This window comes from Anaeromyxobacter terrae (assembly GCF_022690685.1).
GTDB classification, from domain to species: Bacteria; Myxococcota; Myxococcia; order Myxococcales; family Anaeromyxobacteraceae; genus Anaeromyxobacter; species Anaeromyxobacter terrae.
Map to the genome: position 1 here is coordinate 52,816 of NZ_JALCYY010000004.1, position 21,015 is coordinate 73,830.

The following is a 21,015-nucleotide window of genomic DNA, read 5'->3' on the forward strand; positions in this document are numbered from 1 at the left end:
TCGGGGAGCGAGGGAGCGGGCGGGCCGGACTGCGGCTCGGGCCGAGGTCGAGGTCGAGGTCGTCTCCCCTCTACCTCCCCGACACCGGCGCGTAGAACGACACCCCTCGCACGTTCGCGTTCACCTTGAGCGGATGCTGCAGGGGTGGAAACGCGCGCTGCTCGCAGTCCATGCGCTCGCAGAGCCGGCAGGTGATCCCCACCTGCACCACCGCCTCGCGGCTCTCGAGGTCGACGCCGTCCGCGTACACGAGCTCCTTCGCGCGCGAACCCTCGCAGCCGAGGGCGACTGCGAGCACCGAGCGCGGCGCGTGGTAGCCGCCGCCCTCGCGGTTCACCGTCCGCGCGACCCAGAAGAAGGTCGCCCCGTCCGGCATCTGCGAGAGCTGGGTGCGGAAGAGACCGGGCGTGGTGAAGGCCTCGAACACGTTCCAGCGCGGACACGCGCCGGAGAAGCGTGCGAAGCGCAGGCCCGAGGCGCTGAAGCGCTTCGAGATGTTCCCCGCGATGTCGACGCGCACCATGTGGAGCGGCACGCCCTCGGCGCCTGGGCGGCGGAGCGTGGTGAGCCGGTGGCAGGTCTGCTCGTAGCTCGTGCGGAAGCGGTGGCCGAGCAGGTCGAGATCGTAGCGCTCCGTGCGCGCCGCCTCGAGGAAGGGCCCGTAGGGCATGAGCACGGCGGCGGCGAAGTAGTTCGCGAGCGCGACGCGGGCGAGCCCGCGCGCCGACTCGCTCGTGAGGTGCGGATCCGACGCGATGCGATCGATCACTCCCGCCAGCGTGAGGAGGCCGATCTGGTAGGCGAGCTGGAAGTTCCGGCTGCCCCGGCGGAGCACCTCGGACAGGGAGAGCACCTTCGCCTCCTCGTCGTAGCGGCGCACCGCGCCCAGCATCTCGGCGGTGCGGACGATCCGGACCTGCACGCCGAGCTCCGCGAGGTACTTCACGAGCCCGGCGTAGAGGTCGTCCCGGTCGATCCGGGCCTCGCGCCAGAAAGCCTCCGCCCCCTCCTCGAGCTCGGGGAAGTGGTTCATGTGACGCTGGATGAGATCCGAGACCTCCTCGGTGGGGAGGTGCGAGGAGTCCACGCCGGCCAGATCGCCGTCGGAGAGCGTCGCGGCGAGCGTGTCCGCCGCCTCGCGCGCGGCGCGGTACGCCTGGTAGAGGGCGAGCATCGCCCGCGCCGCGGTGGGGGTGGAGGCGCAGAGGTCGCGGACCTCCGCGTTCGTCACGTCGTGCGCGTCGAAGATGGGATCGCCGAAGACCTCCATCAGGTCGGCGACGCTCCGCGCGTGGTTCTCGGCGGAGAGGGCCTTGAGGTCGAGGTCGAGGATCTCGGCGAGCTTGATGAGGAGCGGCGCGGAGAGGCTGCGCCGGCCGTGCTCGATGAGGTTGAGGTAGCTCGCCGAGATGCCGAGCCGCTCCGCGAGCTGCGCCTGCGTCAGGCTCTGCTGGCGGCGAAGCGAGCGAACCTTGGCGCCCAGATGGGAGGTATCCCGCACGGCGCGCCTCCTTCAGGTGGGGGCAGACGAGCGCCTTTCCGGAACATGTTGACGCAGGGGGACATTTTCAACGTTTACGGCCTTACAGGCGGACCTTTACAGAGCTTTGGCATCTGAACCGACGGGAATCCCTGGAGGTATTGAGCTTGATCGAAATCACGACAACCTTTCCTTCAACGAGGAGGAGCCCGCCCGATGCCGACCCCAGAGACCCCGCAGCTCGACCTTCCGCCCGGGATGGAGCTCCGCGGCGCCCTTCCCCGGCGCGCTGAGGAGGTGCTCACCCGCGACGCGCTCGCGCTCGTCGCGGAGCTCGTCCGCCGCTTCCGGCCGCGCGTGGAGGCGCTCCTCGAGCGACGCCGCGAGATGCAGCGCCGCTACGACGGCGGCGAGCGCCCGAACTTCCTCTCCGCGACCGAGGAGATCCGCGCCGGCGACTGGACCGTCGCGCCGCTCCCGCCGGACCTGCAGGACCGGCGAGTCGAGATCACCGGGCCGGTCGACCGGAAGATGATCATCAACGCGCTCAACTCCGGCGCGAACGTGTTCATGGCGGACTTCGAGGACTCGAACTCGCCGACCTGGCGCAACGTCGTCGAGGGGCAGGTGAACCTCAAGGACGCGGTCGACGGCACGATCGCCTACACCGCGCCCGAGACGGGCAAGCTCTACCGGCTGAAGGATCGGACCGCCGTCCTCATGGTGCGCCCGCGCGGCTGGCACCTGCTCGAGAAGCACGTGCTCGTGGACGGGAAGCCCGCCACCGCCGCGCTGTGGGACTTCGGCGTCTACTTCTGGAACGCCGCGCGGCGGCTCCTCGCGAAGGGCACCGGCCCGTACCTCTACTGCCCGAAGCTCGAGAGCCACCTCGAGGCGCGCGTCTGGAACGAGGTGTTCACCCTCGGCGAGGAGCGGCTCGGCATCCCGCGCGGCTCCGTCAAGGCCACCTGCCTCATCGAGACCCTCCCCGCCGCGTTCGAGATGGACGAGATCCTGTGGGAGCTGCGCGAGCGCTCCGCCGGCCTCAACTGCGGGCGCTGGGACTACATCTTCTCGACCATCAAGCGGTTCCGCGCAGACCCGAGCCACGTCATGCCGGACCGCTCGCACATCACGATGGACAAGGGGTTCCTGCGCGCGTACGTGCAGCTCCTCATCAAGACCTGCCACCGTCGCAACGTCCACGCGATGGGCGGCATGGCCGCGCAGATCCCGATCAAGGACGATCCGGCGGCGAACGAGTCCGCGCTCGCCAAGGTGCGGGCCGACAAGATCCGCGAGGTGACCGACGGCCACGACGGCACCTGGGTCGCGCACCCCGGCCTCGTCCCCATCGCCAGGGCGATCTTCGACCAGCACATGAAGACGCCGAACCAGCTCCATCGCAAGCGCGAGGACGTCCAGGTGACCGCGCGCGACCTCCTCAAGGTCGCCGAGGGGCCGCGCACCGAGGCGGGCCTCCGGCACAACATCCGCGTCTCGGTCCAGTACCTCGAGGCGTGGCTGGGCGGCACCGGCTGCGTGCCGATCTACGACCTCATGGAGGACGCGGCGACGGTGGAGATCTCCCGCTCGCTCGCGTGGCAGTGGATCCACCACGGCGCGACGCTCGACGACGGCCAGCCGCTCACGGTCGAGCGGTTCCGCACCGTGCTCGCCGACGAGATGGAGCGGATCCGGCTCGAGGTCGGCGACGCCCCGTTCCAGGGCGGCCGCTTCGAGGAGGCGCGCGCGCTCTTCGAGCGCATCAGCACGCAGGCTGACTTCGTCGAGTTCATCACGCTCCCCGCCTACGAGCTGCTCGAGGCCGAGGGCGAGGAGAAGGCGCGCATGCTCGCCGGCGGGACGGAGGGCCTCGCCGGCTCGCCCGCGCCGCACCACCCCGACCCGCGGCGCTGGGAGGGCATCGTCCGGCGCTACACGCGGGAGGACGTCGAGAAGCTCCGCGGCTCGGTGCGCATCGAGTACACGCTCGCGGCGCTCGGCGCGAACCGCCTGTGGGAGCTCCTCCACGGCGAGCCGTACCTGCACGCGCTCGGCGCGCTCACCGGCAACCAGGCCGTGCAGATGGTGAAGGCGGGCCTCAAGGCCATCTACCTCTCCGGCTGGCAGGTCGCGGCCGACGCCAACTCCGCGGGCCAGACCTATCCGGACCAGAGCCTCTACCCGGCGAACTCGGTCCCCGAGGTCGTGCGGCGCATCAACCGCGCCCTGCAGCGGGCCGATCAGATCGAGCACTCCGAGGGGAAGGGCGGCACCTACTGGTTCGCCCCCATCGTCGCCGACGCCGAGGCGGGCTTCGGCGGCCCGCTCAACGCCTTCGAGCTCATGAAGGCGATGATCGAGGCCGGCGCCGCGGGCGTGCACTTCGAGGACCAGGTCGCCTCCGAGAAGAAGTGCGGCCACCTCGGCGGCAAGGTGCTCGTCCCGACCTCCACGTTCGTCCGGACGCTCAACGCGGCGCGGCTCGCGGCCGACGTCATGGGCGTCCCGACGGTCCTCGTCGCCCGCACCGACGCGGAGGGCGCGAAGCTCGTCATGAGCGACGTCGATCCGTACGACGCGCCCTTCATCGTGAAGGGCGAGCGCACGGCGGAGGGGTTCTACCGGATGAAGCCCGGCGTCGACACGGCCATCGCCCGCGGCCTCGCCTACGCCCCCTACGCGGACGTGATCTGGTGCGAGACGCAGACGCCGGACCTGCAGGAGGCGCGGCGCTTCGCGGAGGGGATCCACGCGAAGTTCCCGGGCAAGCTGCTCGCCTACAACTGCTCGCCGTCGTTCAACTGGAAGAAGAACCTCGACGACGCGACCATCGCGCGGTTCCAGCGCGAGCTCGGCGCGATCGGCTACAGGTTCCAGTTCGTCACGCTCGCCGGGTTCCACGCCCTGAACCACGGGATGTTCCAGCTCGCGCGCGGCTACCGCGACCGCGGCATGGCGGCCTACACCGAGCTGCAGCAGGCCGAGTTCGCCTCCGAGCGCCACGGCTACACCGCGACGCGCCACCAGCGCGAGGTCGGCACCGGCTACTTCGACCTCGTCGCCACCGCGGTGTCGGGCGGCACCGCGTCGACCCTCGCCCTCGAGGGCTCCACCGAGGCCGCGCAGTTCACCGCCGCGGGCAGGACCGGCGCGACCCACGCGGCCGAGCAGGTCCAGGCGGCGCTCCACGAGGACCACGGGCGGATCGAGGCCGTGGTGGACCGCCTCGCCGAGGCGAAGGACGTCGCCGCGATCACCGCCGCGCTGGAGTCGCTCGCGGAGATCCTCACCGAGCACTTCGCGCACGAGGAGCACCAGAAGGGCTTCTACGGGCTCCTCGGCGCGGTCTCGCCCGAGTACCGCGCCCAGGTGCTGCGCATGATCGAGGAGCACCGGGAGCTCATCGCGACCCTGCAGCAGGTCCGCGAGCGCGCGAAGGGCCAGGCGACGGCGTCGGATCTCGCGCCCCTCACCGGCGCCCTCGGCGACCGCATCCGCGACCACGAGGCGCGAGAGATGAAGCTCGCCCAGGCGCTACATTAGGGGACGGGGGCGCCCTGCGTCCGGGCGCCCCGCCGGACGCCCGAACTTCCCGCGGCGACGATCCGTCGGGAGGGGTACGTTGTCTCTCGTGCTCGAGCCGTCGTCGCGTCCCAGCGAGCCCTCAGGGCCCGACGTGGTCGTCGGCGTGCCGGCGGAGCCGGACCGGATGGCGGCCACCGAGGCGGCGCTCGCGCTCGAGACGGGGCTCAAGGAGGCGTTCCCAGGGCGCCCCGCGCTGGCCGTCGTGCTCACCGGCGATCCGAACGGCGCGGCGACCCCGGAGACGGCGCTCGCGTCCGCGGAGCGCGATCACCCGCCGGCGATCTACACCGGAGGTCACACGGGTCCGCAGGCCGCCCTCCCCACCCTGCTCGAGATCGCGGTCGCGCGCGACGCGCCCGCCTGTGCCCTCCTCCAGCCCCTGCCCCGCCCGAGCGACCCGCGCTGGCTCCGCGCCCTGCTCGAGCCCGTGCTCACGGGTGGCTTCGACCTCGTCGTGCCGTCCTACGCGCGCGGCCGGCTCGACGGCGTGCTCGTCACCGGCATCGTCTACCCGCTCACGCGCGCCCTGTTCGGGCAGCGCCTGCGACAGCCGCTCGGGCGCGAGCTCGTGCTCTCGCGCCGCCTCGCGCAGCACCTCCTGTCCGACACCGAGTGGCGGACGGATCCGGAACACGCGGGCGAGGACCTGTGGTGCGTGACCAAGGCGCTCGCGCGAGAGGTGCGCATCGCGCAGGTGTTCATCGGCCCGCGACCTCGCCCTGCGCCGCAGCCGTCGGACGTCTCCGAGGCGCTCGCGCGCGTGCTCGACATCCTCTTCCACGAGATGGAGGTTCACGCGCACTACTGGCAGCGGGTGCGCGGCTCGGAGGCCGTCGCGACCTTCGGGGAGGAGCGCCTCGCCGAGGAGCCGGCGAGCGCGCCCGCGGTGGCGCCGCTCGTGGACGCGTTCGCGCTCGGCTGGCGCGACCTCCGTCCCCTGTGGAGCAGCATCCTCCCGCCGCAGACCCTGCTCGCGCTGCAGCGGATCCCGCGCACGCCCCCGGAGGCGTTCCGGATGCCGGACGCGATCTGGGCGCGCGTGCTGTACGACTTCGCCGTGGCGTGGCGCTTCAAGCTGATGGAGCGCCGCCAGCTGCTGCGCTCGCTCACGCCCATCTACCTGGGCTGGGTCGCGAGCTACGTGAACGAGGTGGGACCGCTCGGGCCCGACGCGGCGGACGAGCGCGTCGAGCGGCTCTGCTCCGCGTTCGAGGACGAGAAGCGGTACCTCATCTCGCGCTGGCGCTGGCCAGACCGCTTCAACCCGTGAGGGCCCCGAGGAGACCGCCATGTGGGAACGGGTACAGGCAGTGCTGGACGAGGCGTTCGCGCGGCTCGGCGCGGTGATCGCGGCGGACCTGCCGGGCATCGTGGCGATGCTCATCGTGCTCGTGTCCGCGATCGTCGCCGCGTTCGTCATCCGGGCGATCCTGCGGACGGTGCTCACGCGCGTCGGCTTCGATCGGCGCGCGCGCGAGCTGGGCATGACCACCCGCCGCGACCTCGGGCCACGCCAGGAGCCCTCCTGGATCGTGGCGCGGTTCGCGTTCTGGCTCGTGGTGGTGGCCGGCATCGCCCTCGCGCTCGAGGTGCTCGGCGCGAGCACGATGACCGCCTTCGGCCTCTCGCTGCTCGTGTTCCTGCCGAAGCTCGTCGTCGGCGCGCTCATCCTGCTCGTCGGCATCGGCGTCGCCCGCTTCCTCGAGCGGAGCGCGCTCATCAACGCGGTGAACCAGCAGATCCGGCAGGCGCGCCTCATCGCCCTCGCGGTGAAGTGGCTCGTCCTCGTCCTCGCCGCGGCGATGGCCCTCGAGCACGTCGGCATCGGCGGGGAGCTGCCCACGCTCGCCTTCGCGATCGTGGTGGGCGGCATCGTGCTCGCCGTCGCGCTCGCGGTGGGGCTCGGGGCGCGCGAGGCGGTGTCGCGCGCGCTCGACCGCGAGGCCCGCGGGGAGGCTCGGCCGGGCGAGCCGGGGACGCCCGCCCCCGAGGACAAGGTCCAGCACCTCTAGCCCCGAGCGCCCCTTGCCCCGCGACCGCCGCAGCGGAATCCTGCTCCACCCGACCTCCCTCCCAGGCCCCCACGGCGTGGGCGACCTCGGCGGCGGGGCGCATCGCTTCGCCGCCTGGCTCGCGGACGCCGGCCAGCGGCTGTGGCAGGTCCTCCCGCTCGGCCCGACCGGCTTCGGCGACTCCCCCTACCAGGCGCTCTCGTCGCGCGCCGGCAACACCCTGCTCGTCTCGCTCGAGACGCTCCGGAACGAGGGCTGGCTCGAGGACGCCGATCTCGCCGGCGCGCCCTCGCCCGATCCCGAGCACGCCGCGTACGACGAGGCGGGGCCCTGGAAGCGCGAACGGCTCGAGCGGGCGGCGGTGGCCTTCGGCGCGCGCGCGGGCGCCGAGGCGCGCGCCGAGCTCGAGGCCTTCCGCGCGCGCGAGGCGGACTGGCTCGAGGACTGGGCGCTGTTCTGGGTGCTGAAGCAGGCGCACGAGGGGCGGGCGTGGACGGCCTGGGCGGAGCCGCTCGCCCGCCGTGACCCGCGCGCGCTCGACGCCGCGCGCGCCCGCTACGCGCGATCGATCTTCGCGGAGGTGTTCGCGCAGTGGTGCTTCGCGCGCCAGTGGAACGCGCTCCGCGCCCGCTGCCGCGCCCTCGGGATCGCGCTCCTCGGCGACGTCCCCATCTACGTCGCGCACGACTCGGTCGAGGTCTGGTCGCGCCCCGAGCTGTTCCGCCTCGACGCCCGGGGCGAGCCCGCGGCCGTCGCCGGGGTCCCGCCCGACTACTTCAGCGCCAGCGGCCAGCTCTGGGGGAACCCGCTCTGGGACTGGGACGCCGTCGCGCGCGAAGGCTTCCGGAGCTGGCTCGCGCGCATCCGCGGCGCGCTCGCCCTCGTCGACCGGATCCGCCTCGATCACTTCCGCGGCTTCGAGGCCTACTGGGAGATCCCCGCCGGCGCCGCCACCGCGGAGGAGGGACGGTGGGTGCCGGGGCCGGGCGCGCGACTGTTCGAGGCGCTCGAGGCCGCGCTCGGACCGCTGCCGTTCGTGGCCGAGAACCTCGGCGTCATCACCCCGGAGGTCGAGGCGCTCCGGCGGCACTTCCGCCTGCCCGGCATGGCCGTGCTCCAGTTCGCCTTCGGGACCGATCCCCAGGCGCCCACCTTCCTGCCGCACAACTACGAGCGCGACCTCGTCGCCTACACCGGCACGCACGACAACGACACCGCGATGGGCTGGTGGGAGGGCGGGGCCGGCGACAGCGTCCGCACCGCGGAGGAAGTCGCGCTCGAGAAGGCGTACGCGCGCGCGTACCTCGCGATCGACGAGCGCGAGCCGAGCTGGGTGATGATCCGGGCGATCCTCGCGTCGGTGGCGGACACCGCGATCGCGCCCATGCAGGACGTGCTCGGGCTCGGCTCGTCCGCGCGCATGAACACGCCCGCGACGCTCGGCGGCAACTGGCGCTGGCGGGTGCGGGATGACGCGCTCGCGCCGGAGCGCGCGGCGCGGCTCGCGGAGCTCACGCGGCTCTACGGCCGCGGCTGAGGCGCGCCCGCGGGCCTACCCGGCCCGGAACGTCCGGATCCCCAGCAGCGCCGACACGAGCCAAGAGAGGACCGTGAGCGCGAGCGCGACGAGGAGCGCCCGCCAGAAGCCGATCCCGTACGCGCCCATGATCACCGCGAGCCAGATCGTCACGTAGAGGAGCCACGGCAGGAGCAGGAACCAGAGGAACTTCGCGAGCGTGACGTAGTACGCGATCGAGAGGACGATCGAGACCGCCACCGCGCGCCCGAAGGTGTTCGCGGGGTTCGCCGGAGACACCCAGGCGACCGCGAGCCAGAGGACGCCGGCGGAGAGTACGAGGCGGAGCAGGAACGCGAGGAGGTGGACCATGGGCGCCTCCGTCAGTGCGGCTTCCTGAGCTCGAACCAGTAGAAGCCGTACGGTCCGACGGTGAGGAAGTAGGGGAGCTTCCCGATCCGCGGGAACTCGGTGTAGCCCAGCATCTCCACCGGCACGTAGCCCTCGAACGCCGAGAGATCGAGCTCCGCAGGCTGCGCCGAGCGCGACACGTTCGCGACGCACAGGATGACGTCCTCCTCCCAGCGCCGGACGTACGCGAGCACCTTCCGGTTCGCGACCTGGAGGAACTCCATCGTCCCGCGCCCGAAGGCCTTGAAGAGCTTCCGGAGCGCGATGGTGTTCCGCATCCACTGCAGGAGCGAGGACGGGTCGCGCGACTGCCCCTCCACGTTCACCGCCTGGTAGCCGTAGACCGGATCGGAGATGGGCGCGCTGTAGAGCCGGCCCGCGTCGGCGCGCGAGAACCCGGCGTTGCGGTCGGGCGTCCACTGCATCGGCGTCCGCACGCCGTTGCGGTCGTGGAGGTAGATGTTGTCGCCCATGCCGATCTCGTCGCCGTAGTAGACGACGGGCGTGCCGGGGAACGAGAACAGGAGGCTGTTCAGGAGCTCCATGCGCCGGCGGCTGTTCTCGACGAGGGGCATGAGGCGGCGGCGGATCCCCACGTTGAGCTTCATGCGCGGGTCCTGGCCGTACGCAAGGTACATGTAGTCCCGCTCGTCGCTCGTAACCATCTCGAGCGTCAGCTCGTCGTGGTTGCGCAGGAAGAGCGCCCACTGGGCGGTGTCGGGGATGGGCGGCGTGCGCCGCATGATCTCGACGATCGGCTCCACGTCCTCGAGCCGCAGGGCCATGAAGATGCGCGGCATGAGCGGGAAGTGGAACGCCATGTGGCACTCGTCGCCGTCGCCGAAGTACGGGCGGACGTCGTCCGGCCACTGGTTCGCCTCGGCGAGCAGCATGCGGCCGGGGAAGTTCTGGTCGACGTGGCGGCGGATCTCCTTGATCACCCGGTGCGTGCCGGGGAGGTTCTCGCAGTTCGTCCCGTCCTGCTCGATGAGGTACGGCACGGCGTCGAGCCGGAACGCGTCGACGCCCAGCTCCGCCCAGAAGCTCAGGGCGTCGAGCACCTCGCGGAGGACCGCCGGGTTCTCGAAGTTGAGGTCGGGCTGGTGGCTGAAGAACCGGTGCCAGTAGTACTGCTTCGCCTCGGGATCCCAGGTCCAGTTCGACTTCTCGGTGTCGGTGAAGATGATGCGCGCGTCGCGGTACTTCTGGTCGGTGTCGCTCCACACGTAGAAGGCGCGCTCCGGCGAGCCCGGCGGCGCGCGCCGCGCCCGCTGGAACCAGGGGTGCTGGTCGGAGGTGTGGTTCACCACGAGCTCGATGAGCACGCGGATGCCGCGCGCGTGCGCCGCCGCGACGAGCTGGCGGAAGTCATCCATCGTCCCGTAGTCCGGGTGGATGCCGCGGTAGTCGGCGATGTCGTAGCCGTCGTCCTTGAGCGGCGACGGGAAGAGCGGCAGCAGCCAGAGGCAGTTGATGCCGAGGTCCTGCAGGTAGTCGAGCTTCTCCACGAGGCCGCGCAGATCGCCGATCCCGTCGCCGTTGGAGTCGTAGAACGACTTCACGTGCGTCTCGTAGATGACCGCGTCCTTGTACCAGAGCGGATCCTGGCTGCGCCTTCGCTGGAAGCTTGCCATCCGGCGTCCGTGACCTCCTGCCAGTTCTAAGATCGCACCCGGGACCCGCAAGCGGAGGATTCCGCGCGGGGCGCCGGGACCCGCGAGCCTCCGGTGTATACGCCCGGACGGGCGGACGGGCGAGGGACCGCCGTCCCGGTTCTCGGAGCGTGAACGGAGCGGAGCGCCCCGCCGGGCGCGGGCCACGATGGGCCGGGGCGTTCGCGGCGCGAGCGCCGCGTCGCTAGCTTCAGACGTGGTCGCGTCGCGGGGCGGGGGCAGCGTGCGGATCTGGGCGGCGGCGGTCGCGGCGGCGCTGTGCCTCGGCGGCTGCGAGCCGTGGCACTGCGACTTCTACGTCCGCGACGCGTGCGTCGAGTTCGTGACCGATCCCGCCGACCTGGCCGACGCGGAGCAGCGGGTCTCCGCGCTGCTCGACCGCGAGCTGCCGTTCTGGGGGCTCGCGAACCTCGACGGCTGGCGCATCCAGTTCCGCGACGACGCCGAGTACGCCTGCTACCTCGCGTCCCACAACGACGGCTGCACCGACTACCTCGAGAAGACCCTCTCGGTGCGGATCCCGCCCGACGCGGAGGGCTGCTTCGAGGCGGCGGAGCTCCTGCACGAGCTCGGCCACTACAAGCTCGGCGACCCCATGCACTCGAACTCGCGCTGGGAGCAGGTCGACGCGCAGTTCGCGCCGATGGTGTGGGACCGCCCCGACGCCGCTCCCCCCTGCGTGCACCGCTACACCGGGGTCGAGCGCGGCATGTGGCCGGTGCGGATCGACAAGTTCTGACGATGAGGCGCCCCCCTCCCCTCGCGGGCGGGCCCCGCTTTTCCACGCTGCGTCGCGGCGCCTCGCCGCACCCCGTCATTACGGACCTATCCTCAGCCAGAGAGAGGAGCGGCGCATGGCCTCGATCCACAAGCACGTGACCCGCGACGTCGTGGCGCTCGACGCCACGGCCCCCATCCGCCAGGCGGCGCAGCTCATGGCCGATCGGAGGATCGGCTCGGTGGGCGTGAAGGACGCCGGCGACATGGTCGGCCTCGTCACCGAGCGCGACCTCGTCATGACCGTCCTCGCGCGCGGCGGTGATGCGAGCTTGCCCATCCGCGAGGCGATGCGGACGGGCCTGCCGCGCGTCCCGGCCAGCGCCAGCGAGGCGGAGTGCGCGGCGCTCATGCGCGACCACTACACGCGCCACCTCCTCGTCGAGGAGGAGGGCCGCATCGTCGGCGTCGTCTCGATGCGCGACATCATCCAGCTCATGCTCGACGAGAAGCAGTTCGTGATCGAGCAGCTGCAGGACTACATCAGCCGGTGAGGCGCGGGGCGCCCCTGCGCCGGCTCGCCGGGCGGCCGTCCCCGTCACTCTCCCGGCGCGTTCGGGTCCATGGGCGCCTCCGGCCGCTCCGGGCGGCGGCTGGGCAGCTCGGGCTCCGGCCGGGGGATGCCGGGCACCTCGCGCCCCGGCTGCGTGCCGCGGCCGGGGATCTCCGGCTCCGGGGGTGGCACGCGCGGCACCTCCGGCGCGTCCCGTCCTGGTCTCCGCTCGTCTCCCACGATCTCCTCCTCGTCGCGCGCCGCGTCGCTTTACCCGGGTCGATGCACCTTGCGCCGCGCCGTTGCCCGGTTAGAGGCTCACCCGGCGACCGTGCGGCCTCCATGTGGGGCCGGGCGGGCGCGTGTCGCCGCGACCCGCGCGGCGCGCGAGGGAACCATGCGCATCGCAGTGCCGAGGGAGACGTCGCCGGGGGAACGCCGGGTGGCGCTCGTGCCGGACAACGTGGCGCGGCTCGTGAAGCAGCAGCACGAGGTCCGCGTCGAACGCGGCGCCGGCGTGGCGGCGGGCTTCGCCGACGCGGCGTACGAGGCCGCCGGAGCCGCGCTCGCGGACGGCCCCGCCGCGCTCCAGGGCGCCGAGGTGGTCGTGCGCGTGCAGCGCCCGACCGAGGCGGAGGCGGACCTCCTCCCCGAGGGCGCGCTCCTCGTCGCCCTCCTCGCGCCGCACCAGAGCGGCCCGCTCCTCCAGCGGCTCGCGGCGCGGCGCGTGTCGGCGCTCGCCATGGAGAAGGTGCCACGCACGACCCGCGCCCAGTCGATGGACGCGCTCAGCTCGCAGGCCACGCTCGCCGGGTACAAGGCCGTCCTCGTCGGCGCGGACGCGCTGCCGCGCATCCTCCCCATGATGACCACCGCCGCGGGCACGCTCGCGCCGGCGAAGGCGTTCGTCATCGGCGCCGGGGTCGCCGGCCTCCAGGCCATCGCCACCGCGCGCCGGCTCGGCGCGGTGGTCTCGGCGTTCGACGTGCGCCCGGTGGTGAAGGAGCAGGTGCAGTCGCTGGGCGCGTCGTTCGTGGAGGTCCCCCAGGTCGCCGCCGAGGGGACCGGCGGCTACGCGAAGGAGCTCGGCGCCTCCGAGCAGGAGCGCGTGCTCGGCGCGATCGCGGCGCACGTGAAGGACATGGACCTCGTCGTCACGACCGCCCAGATCCCGGGCCGACCGGCGCCGCGGCTCCTCACCGCCGAGATGATCCGCTCGATGCGGCCCGGCTCGGTGGTGGTGGATCTCGCCGCGGAGACGGGCGGAAACTGCGAGCTCACGCGCGCGGGCGAGGCGGTCGTCGAGGCGGGCGTCACCGTGCTGGGCCCGTTGAACCTCCCCTCCACGGTGCCATTCCACGCGAGCCAGATGTACGGCCGCAACGTCACGACCCTGCTCCAGCACCTCGCGAAGGACGGCCGGCTCGTCCTCGACCCGACGGACGAGATCACCGGCGCCATGCTCGTCGTCCACGACGGGCAGGTCCGCGTCTAGGAGGATCTTCCATGCCAGGCCTGGAGCTCATCGAGATCTACGTCTTCGTGCTCGCCGGGTTCGTGGGGTTCTTCACGATCACCCGCGTGCCCGCCCTCCTCCACACGCCGCTCATGTCGGCGACGAACGCCATCAGCGCGATCTCGCTCGTCGGCTCGCTCGTCATGGCCGGCGCCGACCGCGGCGCCCTGCCGACCATCCTCGGGTTCATCGCGGTGACGAGCGCGACCATCAACGTCGTCGGCGGCTTCATCATCACCGACCGCATGCTCAAGATGTTCAAGCGGGCCGACCGCGGCGGGGCGCGGAAGTGAGCCCCCGCACCGTCTTCATCGAGGCCGCCTACCTCCTCGCCTCGATCCTCTTCATCCTCGGCCTGCGCAGCCTCACCATCCCCGATCGCGCGCGGCGCGGCATGCAGCTCGCCGCGCTCGGCATGCTCGTCGCGATCGTGGGCACGCTCGTGAACCACGAGATCGTGCGCTACGAGTGGATCATCGCCGGCCTCGTCGTCGGCTCCGTGATCGGGTACCCGCTCGGCGTCTACGTGCCGATGACCGCGATGCCGCAGCGGATCGCGATCTCGCACATGTTCGGCGCCGTCGCCGCGACCCTCGTCGGCGTGGCGGAGTACTGGCACCTCGGCAACGGCGCGGAGGTCTCGCGCCCGGTGATGGCCGCGCTCGGCTTCGAGGTGCTGTTCGGCGCGCTCACCATCACCGGCAGCTTCATGGCGTTCGGGAAGCTCCAGGAGCTGCTCCCCTCGCGGCCCGTGACGTTCAAGGGCCAGAACCTCGTCTCGGTCGGCATGTTCGCCGTCGCCGCCGCGCTCTTCGCCTGGCTCATCGCCGATCCGGCGCACCCGGGCGCGTTCTACGCGATGGTCGCGCTCGGCCTCGTCTTCGGCGTGTCGCTCGTCCTGCCCATCGGCGGCGCCGACATGCCGGTCGTCATCTCGCTCCTCAACTCCTACGCCGGCCTCGCCTCCGCGGCGACGGGCTTCGCCATCGGCAACAACGTCCTCATCATCGCGGGGGCGCTCGACGGCGCCTCCGGCTTCATCCTCTCCATCATCATGAGCCGGGCGATGAACCGGTCTTTCGCGAACGTGCTCTTCGGCGCGTTCGGCGCCGCCCCCGAGGCCTCGCAGAAGACCGCCCAGGGGCTCCCCGTCCACGCCATCACCCCCGAGGACGCCGCGATCCAGCTCGCCTACGCGCGGCTCGTCATCGTCGTGCCGGGCTACGGGATGGCCGTCGCGCAGGCGCAGCACCAGGTCCGGGAGCTCGCGGCGCTCATCGAGAAGAACGGCGGGACGGTGCTCTACGCCATCCACCCGGTCGCCGGCCGCATGCCCGGCCACATGAACGTGCTCCTCGCCGAGGCGGACATCCCGTACGAGAAGCTGAAGGAGATGGACGAGATCAACGACGAGTTCAAGAACGCCGACGTGGCGCTCGTGATCGGCGCGAACGACGTCGTGAACCCCGCCGCACGCACGGACAAGGGCTCGCCCATCTATGGCATGCCGATCCTGAACGTCGACGAGGCGAAGCAGGTCATCGTGCTGAAGCGCTCGATGAACCCGGGCTTCGCCGGCATCGAGAACGAGCTCTTCTACCGGGAGAACACCGCGATGCTCTTCGGTGACGCGAAGGCCTCGCTCGCGAAGCTCGTGCACGAGATCAAGCAGGCGTAGCCCGCCGGACGTGCCCGGCGCGCTCCCGCTCGACCCGCGGGCGCTCACCTCCCGGGCAGCCGCGGGTCCCATCGTGCGAGCGGACCCGGACGACGCTGGCGGGATTTTGTCGTTTACTCGCGGAGCGACCCGGCACACATTCCCTCCGTCCCAGGAGCTCCTCGCCGGAGCCGCCGAAAGGAACCGATGCTCGAGACCCCCGCCTACGCCGCCCCCTCCGCCGGAGCGCAGCTCTCCCCGTTCACCGTCGAGCGCCGCGAGCCCGGACCGCACGACGTGCTCATCGACATCCTGTTCTGCGGGGTCTGCCACTCCGACATCCACCAGGCGCGCGACGAGTGGGGCGGAGGGGTCTTCCCCATGGTGCCGGGCCACGAGATCGTCGGCCGCGTCCGCCAGGTCGGCAACGCCGTGAGGAAGCTCGCCGCGGGCGACCTCGCCGGAGTGGGGTGCATGGTCGACTCCTGCCGCGTCTGCGACCCGTGCCGGCACGGCGCCGAGCAGTTCTGCGAGAAGGGCGCCGCCTTCACCTACAACGGCACGGAGATGGACCGGCGCACGCGGACCTACGGCGGCTACTCGACGCGCGTAGTCGTCGACGAGCGGTTCGTCCTGAAGGTCCCGGCCGGCCTCGATCCCGCCGGCGCCGCGCCGCTGCTGTGCGCCGGCATCACGACCTGGTCCCCGCTGCGCGAGTGGAACTGCAAGCCGGGCGATCGCGTCGCCGTGGTCGGCCTCGGCGGCCTGGGACACATGGCCGTCAAGCTCGCCGCGTCGATGGGCGCGGAGGTCACCATGCTCAGCACGTCGGCCTCGAAGGAGGCGGACGCGCGCCGGCTGGGCGCGCACGCCTTCGCGTCCACGAAGGAGGCCTCCACCTTCTCGAGGCTCGCCGGCCGCTTCGACCTGATCGTGGACACGATCTCGGCGCCGCACGACTACGACGCCTACCTTGGGCTGCTGCGCCCGAAGGGCGCGATGGTGCTGCTCGGCGTCCCGCCCGCGCCAACCCCCGTCGCCGCCTTCTCGCTCATCTCCGGGAACAAGCGGCTGGCCGGCTCGCTCATCGGCGGCATCGCCGAGACCCAGGCCATGCTCGACTACTGCGCGGAGCACCGGATCGTCTCGGACGTCGAGGTCATCCCGATCCAGAAGATCAACGAGGCCTACGAGCGGATGATGCGCGGCGACGTCCGCTACCGGTTCGTCATCGACCTCGCGAGCCTCGAGCGGTCAAAGTAGCGCCGTGGCGGGGCCGGGCGTGAGCCGGGCGGCAGAGGAGCCTTCCGGTTCACCCCGGCCACGGCCGGTGCGCGGGCTTCACCGCTCCGTCACGCGTGCGGCCGCTTCTCCGCGCCGCGCGCTCCGGCGCCGGGCTGCATCGCGGGGGCGACGCCGAGCTGGCGCAGCAGCCCGAGCGCGTCCCACTGGGTCCACTCCTCGACGAGCTTGCCGCCCTTGAACTTCCCCACGGTGATCCCCTCGACCGTGCAGCGCTTCCCGGTGGGCTCGATGCCCATCAGCGCCCCCCGGTGCGTGCCCGTCATGCGCCACCGCGTGACCACGGTGTCGTGATCGGCGTACGCGCCGAGGAACGTCGGCGTCACGTCGGGGAAGGCGGCCCGGTACTGGCGGCACGACTCGCGTGTCTTCTCGAGATCGGTGTCTCCGGTCACCGGATCGTGGCTCAGGTACTTGGGGTCGCAGATCTCGTCGAAGACGTCGAAGTTCCCCTTCGCCCAAGCCTCCTCGAACAGCCGGCGGTGAGACTGCTTGATGTCCACGGCCATGGCTCGCTCCCTTCTCCTCCCCGCTGAGACGTTCGATGGGGAGGCGGGGCTGACCTAGACGGCGAACCGGCGAGGCGCGGCGTCAACGCTCGCTGACCCCCGAGATCACGGAGCGGTGGAACCCGGCCGTCGGGGGGACGGCCGATGGGCGACGGTCCCACGCGGGCGCCGCCCCGCTCGGCCGCTTCATTCTCCGCGCCTTCCACCGCACCTCACGGAGCCGGCCTCGGTTGCCGCAGGGGCGTCGTCGTCCTCCGGGCGGAGCACTAAAGAAAGGTTTGCCACGGTCCGCCGCCGGTCGCGGCGCGAGGGGGAGAGAGATGGATCTCGAGAGGGAGGTCGCAGAGCTCCGCCGCTGGTTCGCGAGCCCGCGGTTCGCGGGCATCAAGCGGATCCACTCGGCGCGCGAGGTGGTCGAGCAGCGCGGCACCATCCGGCCGGACCACGCGGTGGCCCGCGGCGCGGCCGAGGCGTTCTACGACCGGCTGCGCCAGCTCTTCGAGCAGAAGAGGTGCATCACCACCTTCGGCCCCTACTCGCCGGGCCAGGCCGTCGCGATGAAACGGATGGGCATCGACGCCATCTACCTCGGCGGCTGGGCCACCTCCGCCAAGGGCTCCGCGCACGAGGACCCGGGGCCGGACCTCGCGAGCTACCCGCTCAGCCAGGTGCCCGACGAGGCGGCGCCGATCGTCCGTGCCCTGCTCACGGCCGACCGGAACCAGTTCCACACCCGCGCACGCATGAGCGAGGAGCAGCGCCGGGCCACGCCCGAGGTCGACTTCCGGCCCTTCATCATCGCCGACGCCGACACCGGTCACGGCGGCGACGCGCACGTGCGCAACCTCATCCGGCGCTTCGTCGAGGTAGGCGTGCCCGGCTATCACATCGAGGACCAGAAACCCGGCGTGAAGAAGTGCGGCCACCAGGGCGGCAAGGTGCTCGTCTCCGAGGACGAGCAGCTGAAGCGCCTCTCCGCCGCGCGCTTCCAGCTCGACATCATGGGCGTGCCCGGGATCATCGTCGCCCGCACCGACGCCGAGTCGGCGACGCTCCTCGACGGGCGCGGCGACGACCGCGACCAGCCCTTCATCCTCGGCGCCAGGAACCTCGCGCTGCCCACCTTCAAGGCGGCCTTCCTCGCCATCCTGCGGCAGTTCCAGCGCGGCGGGGTGGAGGAGCTCTCCGGCCACGAGCTCTACGCGCTCTGCGAGGAGGAGTACGCGGCCGCCGACGCCTGGCTCGAGCGGGCCGGGTTCGCGAAGGGGATCGCCGCCGCCGCCGCAGACTACCGGCGGGCAGCGATCCGCGGGGTGGACGCCGCGCTCGACAAGGTCTTCGACGCGTTCGTGGACGCCTGGCAGCAGGAGGCGGTCATCTCCACCTACGCCCAGGCGGTGGGCGAGGCGATCGCCTTCCGCGAGAACGAGGGCGACCCGCCGGCGATGGGCAAGGCGGACTGGCTCGCCTTCGCCGAGCGCGCCCCGTTCTACCGGGCGCGGGAGAAGGCGCGCTCGATCGGCCTCGACGTGACCTGGGACTGCGAGCACGCGAAGACCCCGGACGGCTACTACCAGGTGCGCGGCGGCATCGACTACGCGATCGCCAAGTCGCTGGCGGCTGCACCCTTCGCGGACCTGCTCTGGATGGAGACGAAGACCGCCGACCTGCACGACGCGAAGCGGTTCGCCGACGCCATCCACGCCGCGTTCCCCGACAAGATGCTGGCCTACAACCTCTCGCCGTCCTTCAACTGGGACACCACCGGGATGAACGACGAGCAGATGCGGCGCTTCCCGGAGGAGCTCGGGAAGCTGGGCTTCGTCTTCAACTTCATCACCTACGGCGGGCACCAGATCGACGGCCTGGCCGCGGAGGAGTTCGCGACGGCGCTCCGCCAGGACGGCATGCTCGCGCTGGCGCGCCTGCAGCGGAAGTTCCGCCTGCTCGAGTCGGGCTACCGCACGCCGCAGACGCTGGTGGGCGGACCGCGCGCCGACGCCGGGCTCATGTCGATCTCGGGCCGCACCGCGACGACCAAGGCCATGGGGCAGGGCTCGACGCAGGCCCAGCACCTCGTGCAGACGGAGGTGCCGCCCAAGCTGCTCGAGGAGTGGGTGGACGCGTGGCGCGAGCACCACGCGGTCCCGGGCAAGCTGCGGGTCCTGCTCCGGCCGCACACCGCCGAGTCCGACCTGCTCGAGCTCGCGCTCGTCTCGGCCGACGGGGAGAAGAAGCTCGACGTGATCTTCGCGAGCATCCACGACCGGCGCGGGCGCAGCATCCTCTCGGTGCGCGACCAGAACAACTTCGACGTCGGCCTGCGCAAGAAGCGCCTTATGACGCTCGTGCTGCTGTTCCTCTTCCACCGCTACAAGGTTGACTCGGTGCACTTCGTGACGCCGACCGAGGACAACCAGCGCCAGGCGGAGGGGATGAAGGCGCAGGGGCTCTTCGGCTCCGTCGTGCAGGAGGTCGGCGAGATCATCGTCGCCGACGTGAACAAGGTCCGGGTGAAGGAGCTGCTCGCCCCGGACCGCGCGGCGCTGAAGGCGCTCATCGCGAGGCGGTAGCCGCTCTCGCCCCGAGGCGCACCCGCCGAGCGCGGCGCGCGCGCCGCGCTCACCAGCGCTGCGCCCAGTCGGGCGCGCGGCGCGGGAGAGGCCGGAGCGCGGCGAGATCATGGGCGCGGATCACGGCGAGCCGCGCGTCGTCCGGGTCCCGGAGCTCGAGCTTGCCCGCGTGCGTCGCGACGAGGAGCCTGCCCTGCGGATCCCACTCCGCCCATGCGACGTCCTCGAGCGCGAGTCGCCTGCCCTCGCGCTCGAGCTCGAACGCCGGCGCGCGGCCCTCCACGCTCGGGCCCGTCACGCCCATCCCGGCGTCGCGGAGGACGAGGCGCCCCGGCCCGTGCGGCCGAGGCTTCACGAGGACCGCGGACCGCTGCTCGTCCCAGGGCCCGCCCGCCGCCCGCGGCGGCGAGTCCGGGTGCTCCACCCATCCGCGGCTGCGCTCGGCGGCGTACTGGACGACCGGATGACGCTCCACGCCGTACCTCCGCAGGAGCGGTGTCGCGTCGCCCGCGTCCGGGTCGCCGAGGACGAATGGCCGCGCCGAGGGAGGCCCCTCGACGAAGCGGTACCCGCGCCCCCAGGTGCTCCCCTCCCGCCAGGCTGCGAGCGCGAAGAGCCAGGGCAGCTTGCTCACGGTGACGTAGGTGTCCGGAAAGGACGGGGCCTCGGCCTCCAGGAATCCGGCGTCGGTCCGCTTCCTGACGTAGGCGAGCAGGAGCGTCCCATCCGGCGAGAGATCACAGCGGCGCGGGTACAGGCCGCCGCGCAGCCACGCTCCGGGCTCGTAGTCCCCCGAGACGAGATCCCAGCGGCCCACGTGCCACCAACCCGACGGCCCACGGCGGAACACCGCCGCGACCGGAGCGCGGGTCGCGACGAGCGCATGGAGCCTCGGCGCAGCAGCTTGCACGAGGAGAGTCTGCCACGCGGAGCGGTGAAGCGTCCTCCACCTCGAGGTGCGCTCGCACGGGCCGCCTCGGCCTCGGGACGAGGCGCCGGATCACGCCCGTGATTCGACGAGCGGGCGAACCGGGCTCCGAGCGGTGAGGAAGAGGCCCCCGGCCAGCACTGACAGGATCGCGGCGTGGTAGGTGAGATCGGGCGCGGTGCGGGGACCGACGCCGATCGCGATGGTGAACAGGCCGACCAGCGTCCCCAGGAGCGCGAACGCCTGGGCCGCGACGCCGATCGCGCGCGTGCGCGACGAGCTCACGAAGGTGAGCGCGAGCGCCAGGAGCAGCACGCCGCCGATCACGCTCTCGGCGGTGCCCGCCTTCTGGTGCTCGTAGCCGGCGGCGAGCACGCCGAAGTGGACGAGCGCCGCGGCCACGAAGCTCGTGCCCTCGAGGAGCAGGAGGAGTCGAATCCGGGTCATGACGGTGCCTCGGCCGGGAGCATGGGAAGCGGCTGCGTCCCGCGCTTTGCGCGATCGCGAAGGAGTGTTGCGCGCTGCGAGATGCCGGCCGTACGACGCGCTCCCCGCCCGCCGCGGACGCGCCCGCGCT

18 protein-coding genes are annotated in these 21,015 nt (G+C 72.1%); 11 read left to right on the forward strand and 7 right to left on the reverse strand.

Translation table 11 applies throughout. The features are described 5' to 3' along the window. Positions 1 to 70: 70 nt before the first annotated feature. Positions 71 to 1,501 carry a helix-turn-helix domain-containing protein gene (locus MNY62_RS02645; protein ID WP_242342546.1) on the reverse strand — a complete coding sequence of 477 codons (1,431 nt, stop codon included), beginning with the start codon at positions 1,499 to 1,501 and terminating at the stop codon, positions 71 to 73. Between the two features lie 195 nt (positions 1,502 to 1,696). Between MNY62_RS02645 and aceB the strand changes: the two genes are divergently transcribed. From aceB to malQ, 4 genes are all read left to right on the forward strand, one after another. Next, positions 1,697 to 5,029, forward strand: a complete 3,333-nt coding sequence (aceB, locus tag MNY62_RS25620; protein WP_408628814.1) for a malate synthase A — start codon at positions 1,697 to 1,699, stop codon at positions 5,027 to 5,029. Positions 5,030 to 5,117: 88 nt separating this feature from the next. After that, positions 5,118 to 6,341, forward strand: a complete 1,224-nt coding sequence (locus tag MNY62_RS02660) for a hypothetical protein (RefSeq protein WP_242342633.1) — start codon at positions 5,118 to 5,120, stop codon at positions 6,339 to 6,341. Positions 6,342 to 6,360: 19 nt separating this feature from the next. Beyond that, a complete protein-coding gene (locus MNY62_RS02665) occupies positions 6,361 to 7,083 on the forward strand; it encodes a hypothetical protein (RefSeq protein ID WP_242342547.1) in 723 nt (240 codons plus the stop codon). Between the two features lie 13 nt (positions 7,084 to 7,096). Then, positions 7,097 to 8,620 carry a 4-alpha-glucanotransferase gene (malQ, locus tag MNY62_RS02670; RefSeq protein WP_242342548.1) on the forward strand — a complete coding sequence of 508 codons (1,524 nt, stop codon included), beginning with the start codon at positions 7,097 to 7,099 and terminating at the stop codon, positions 8,618 to 8,620. 15 nt (positions 8,621 to 8,635) lie between these two features. On the opposite strand, the gene MNY62_RS02675 is transcribed toward malQ, so the two are convergent. Continuing rightward, positions 8,636 to 8,971, reverse strand: coding sequence for a hypothetical protein (locus MNY62_RS02675; RefSeq protein ID WP_242342549.1), 336 nt, complete (start codon positions 8,969 to 8,971; stop codon positions 8,636 to 8,638). 11 nt (positions 8,972 to 8,982) lie between these two features. Continuing rightward, positions 8,983 to 10,644 carry a maltose alpha-D-glucosyltransferase gene (gene treS, locus MNY62_RS02680; protein WP_242342550.1) on the reverse strand — a complete coding sequence of 554 codons (1,662 nt, stop codon included), beginning with the start codon at positions 10,642 to 10,644 and terminating at the stop codon, positions 8,983 to 8,985. A gap of 235 nt (positions 10,645 to 10,879) precedes the next feature. Between treS and MNY62_RS02685 the strand changes: the two genes are divergently transcribed. Further along, positions 10,880 to 11,422 (forward strand): hypothetical protein, encoded by a 543-nt coding sequence (locus MNY62_RS02685; protein WP_242342551.1) that lies wholly within the window; start codon positions 10,880 to 10,882, stop codon positions 11,420 to 11,422. Between the two features lie 115 nt (positions 11,423 to 11,537). Beyond that, a complete protein-coding gene (locus MNY62_RS02690) occupies positions 11,538 to 11,954 on the forward strand; it encodes a CBS domain-containing protein (RefSeq protein ID WP_242342552.1) in 417 nt (138 codons plus the stop codon). Positions 11,955 to 11,998: 44 nt separating this feature from the next. On the opposite strand, the gene MNY62_RS02695 is transcribed toward MNY62_RS02690, so the two are convergent. Further along, positions 11,999 to 12,145, reverse strand: a complete 147-nt coding sequence (locus MNY62_RS02695; protein ID WP_242342553.1) for a hypothetical protein — start codon at positions 12,143 to 12,145, stop codon at positions 11,999 to 12,001. Positions 12,146 to 12,350: 205 nt separating this feature from the next. On the opposite strand from MNY62_RS02695, the gene MNY62_RS02700 reads away from it, so the two are divergent. From MNY62_RS02700 to MNY62_RS02715, 4 genes are all read left to right on the forward strand, one after another. Continuing rightward, complete coding sequence (locus MNY62_RS02700) at positions 12,351 to 13,448, forward strand: Re/Si-specific NAD(P)(+) transhydrogenase subunit alpha (RefSeq protein ID WP_242342554.1); 1,098 nt, start codon at positions 12,351 to 12,353, stop codon at positions 13,446 to 13,448. 11 nt (positions 13,449 to 13,459) lie between these two features. Continuing rightward, a complete protein-coding gene (locus tag MNY62_RS02705; RefSeq protein WP_242342555.1) occupies positions 13,460 to 13,762 on the forward strand; it encodes an NAD(P) transhydrogenase subunit alpha in 303 nt (100 codons plus the stop codon). Then, on the forward strand, positions 13,759 to 15,147 hold the full coding sequence (locus MNY62_RS02710; RefSeq protein ID WP_242342556.1) for an NAD(P)(+) transhydrogenase (Re/Si-specific) subunit beta: 1,389 nt from the start codon (positions 13,759 to 13,761) through the stop codon (positions 15,145 to 15,147). The genes MNY62_RS02705 and MNY62_RS02710 overlap by 4 nt, the downstream gene beginning before the upstream one ends. A 186-nt stretch (positions 15,148 to 15,333) precedes the next feature. Beyond that, positions 15,334 to 16,389 carry an NAD(P)-dependent alcohol dehydrogenase gene (locus MNY62_RS02715; RefSeq protein ID WP_242342557.1) on the forward strand — a complete coding sequence of 352 codons (1,056 nt, stop codon included), beginning with the start codon at positions 15,334 to 15,336 and terminating at the stop codon, positions 16,387 to 16,389. 89 nt (positions 16,390 to 16,478) lie between these two features. Here the strand turns inward: MNY62_RS02715 and MNY62_RS02720 are convergent, their stop codons facing one another. After that, entirely contained in the window at positions 16,479 to 16,937 is a 459-nt protein-coding gene (locus MNY62_RS02720; protein WP_242342558.1) for an ester cyclase, read from the reverse strand. Positions 16,938 to 17,257: 320 nt separating this feature from the next. Between MNY62_RS02720 and aceA the strand changes: the two genes are divergently transcribed. Next, positions 17,258 to 19,510 (forward strand): isocitrate lyase ICL2, encoded by a 2,253-nt coding sequence (gene aceA / locus MNY62_RS02725; RefSeq protein WP_242342559.1) that lies wholly within the window; start codon positions 17,258 to 17,260, stop codon positions 19,508 to 19,510. A 49-nt stretch (positions 19,511 to 19,559) separates the two neighbouring features. Here aceA and MNY62_RS02730 read toward each other — a convergent pair whose 3' ends face one another. Together MNY62_RS02730 and MNY62_RS02735 are read right to left on the reverse strand one after the other, a co-directional pair. Further along, on the reverse strand, positions 19,560 to 20,420 hold the full coding sequence (locus MNY62_RS02730; protein WP_242342560.1) for a hypothetical protein: 861 nt from the start codon (positions 20,418 to 20,420) through the stop codon (positions 19,560 to 19,562). A 90-nt stretch (positions 20,421 to 20,510) separates the two neighbouring features. Then, entirely contained in the window at positions 20,511 to 20,885 is a 375-nt protein-coding gene (locus tag MNY62_RS02735) for a hypothetical protein (protein WP_242342561.1), read from the reverse strand. Between the last annotated feature and the right edge of the window lie 130 nt (positions 20,886 to 21,015).

Coding starts and splice junctions, on each gene's coding strand:
- aceB (WP_408628814.1), top strand. CDS start 1,697: ATGCCGACCCCAGAGACCCCGCAGCTCGACCTTCCGCCCGGGATGGAG.
- treS (WP_242342550.1), bottom strand. CDS start 10,644: ATGGCAAGCTTCCAGCGAAGGCGCAGCCAGGATCCGCTCTGGTACAAG.
- MNY62_RS02700 (WP_242342554.1), top strand. CDS start 12,351: ATGCGCATCGCAGTGCCGAGGGAGACGTCGCCGGGGGAACGCCGGGTG.
- MNY62_RS02690 (WP_242342552.1), top strand. CDS start 11,538: ATGGCCTCGATCCACAAGCACGTGACCCGCGACGTCGTGGCGCTCGAC.
- MNY62_RS02665 (WP_242342547.1), top strand. CDS start 6,361: ATGTGGGAACGGGTACAGGCAGTGCTGGACGAGGCGTTCGCGCGGCTC.
- aceA (WP_242342559.1), top strand. CDS start 17,258: ATGGATCTCGAGAGGGAGGTCGCAGAGCTCCGCCGCTGGTTCGCGAGC.
- MNY62_RS02735 (WP_242342561.1), bottom strand. CDS start 20,885: ATGACCCGGATTCGACTCCTCCTGCTCCTCGAGGGCACGAGCTTCGTG.
- MNY62_RS02720 (WP_242342558.1), bottom strand. CDS start 16,937: ATGGCCGTGGACATCAAGCAGTCTCACCGCCGGCTGTTCGAGGAGGCT.
- MNY62_RS02705 (WP_242342555.1), top strand. CDS start 13,460: ATGCCAGGCCTGGAGCTCATCGAGATCTACGTCTTCGTGCTCGCCGGG.
- MNY62_RS02715 (WP_242342557.1), top strand. CDS start 15,334: ATGCTCGAGACCCCCGCCTACGCCGCCCCCTCCGCCGGAGCGCAGCTC.
- MNY62_RS02675 (WP_242342549.1), bottom strand. CDS start 8,971: ATGGTCCACCTCCTCGCGTTCCTGCTCCGCCTCGTACTCTCCGCCGGC.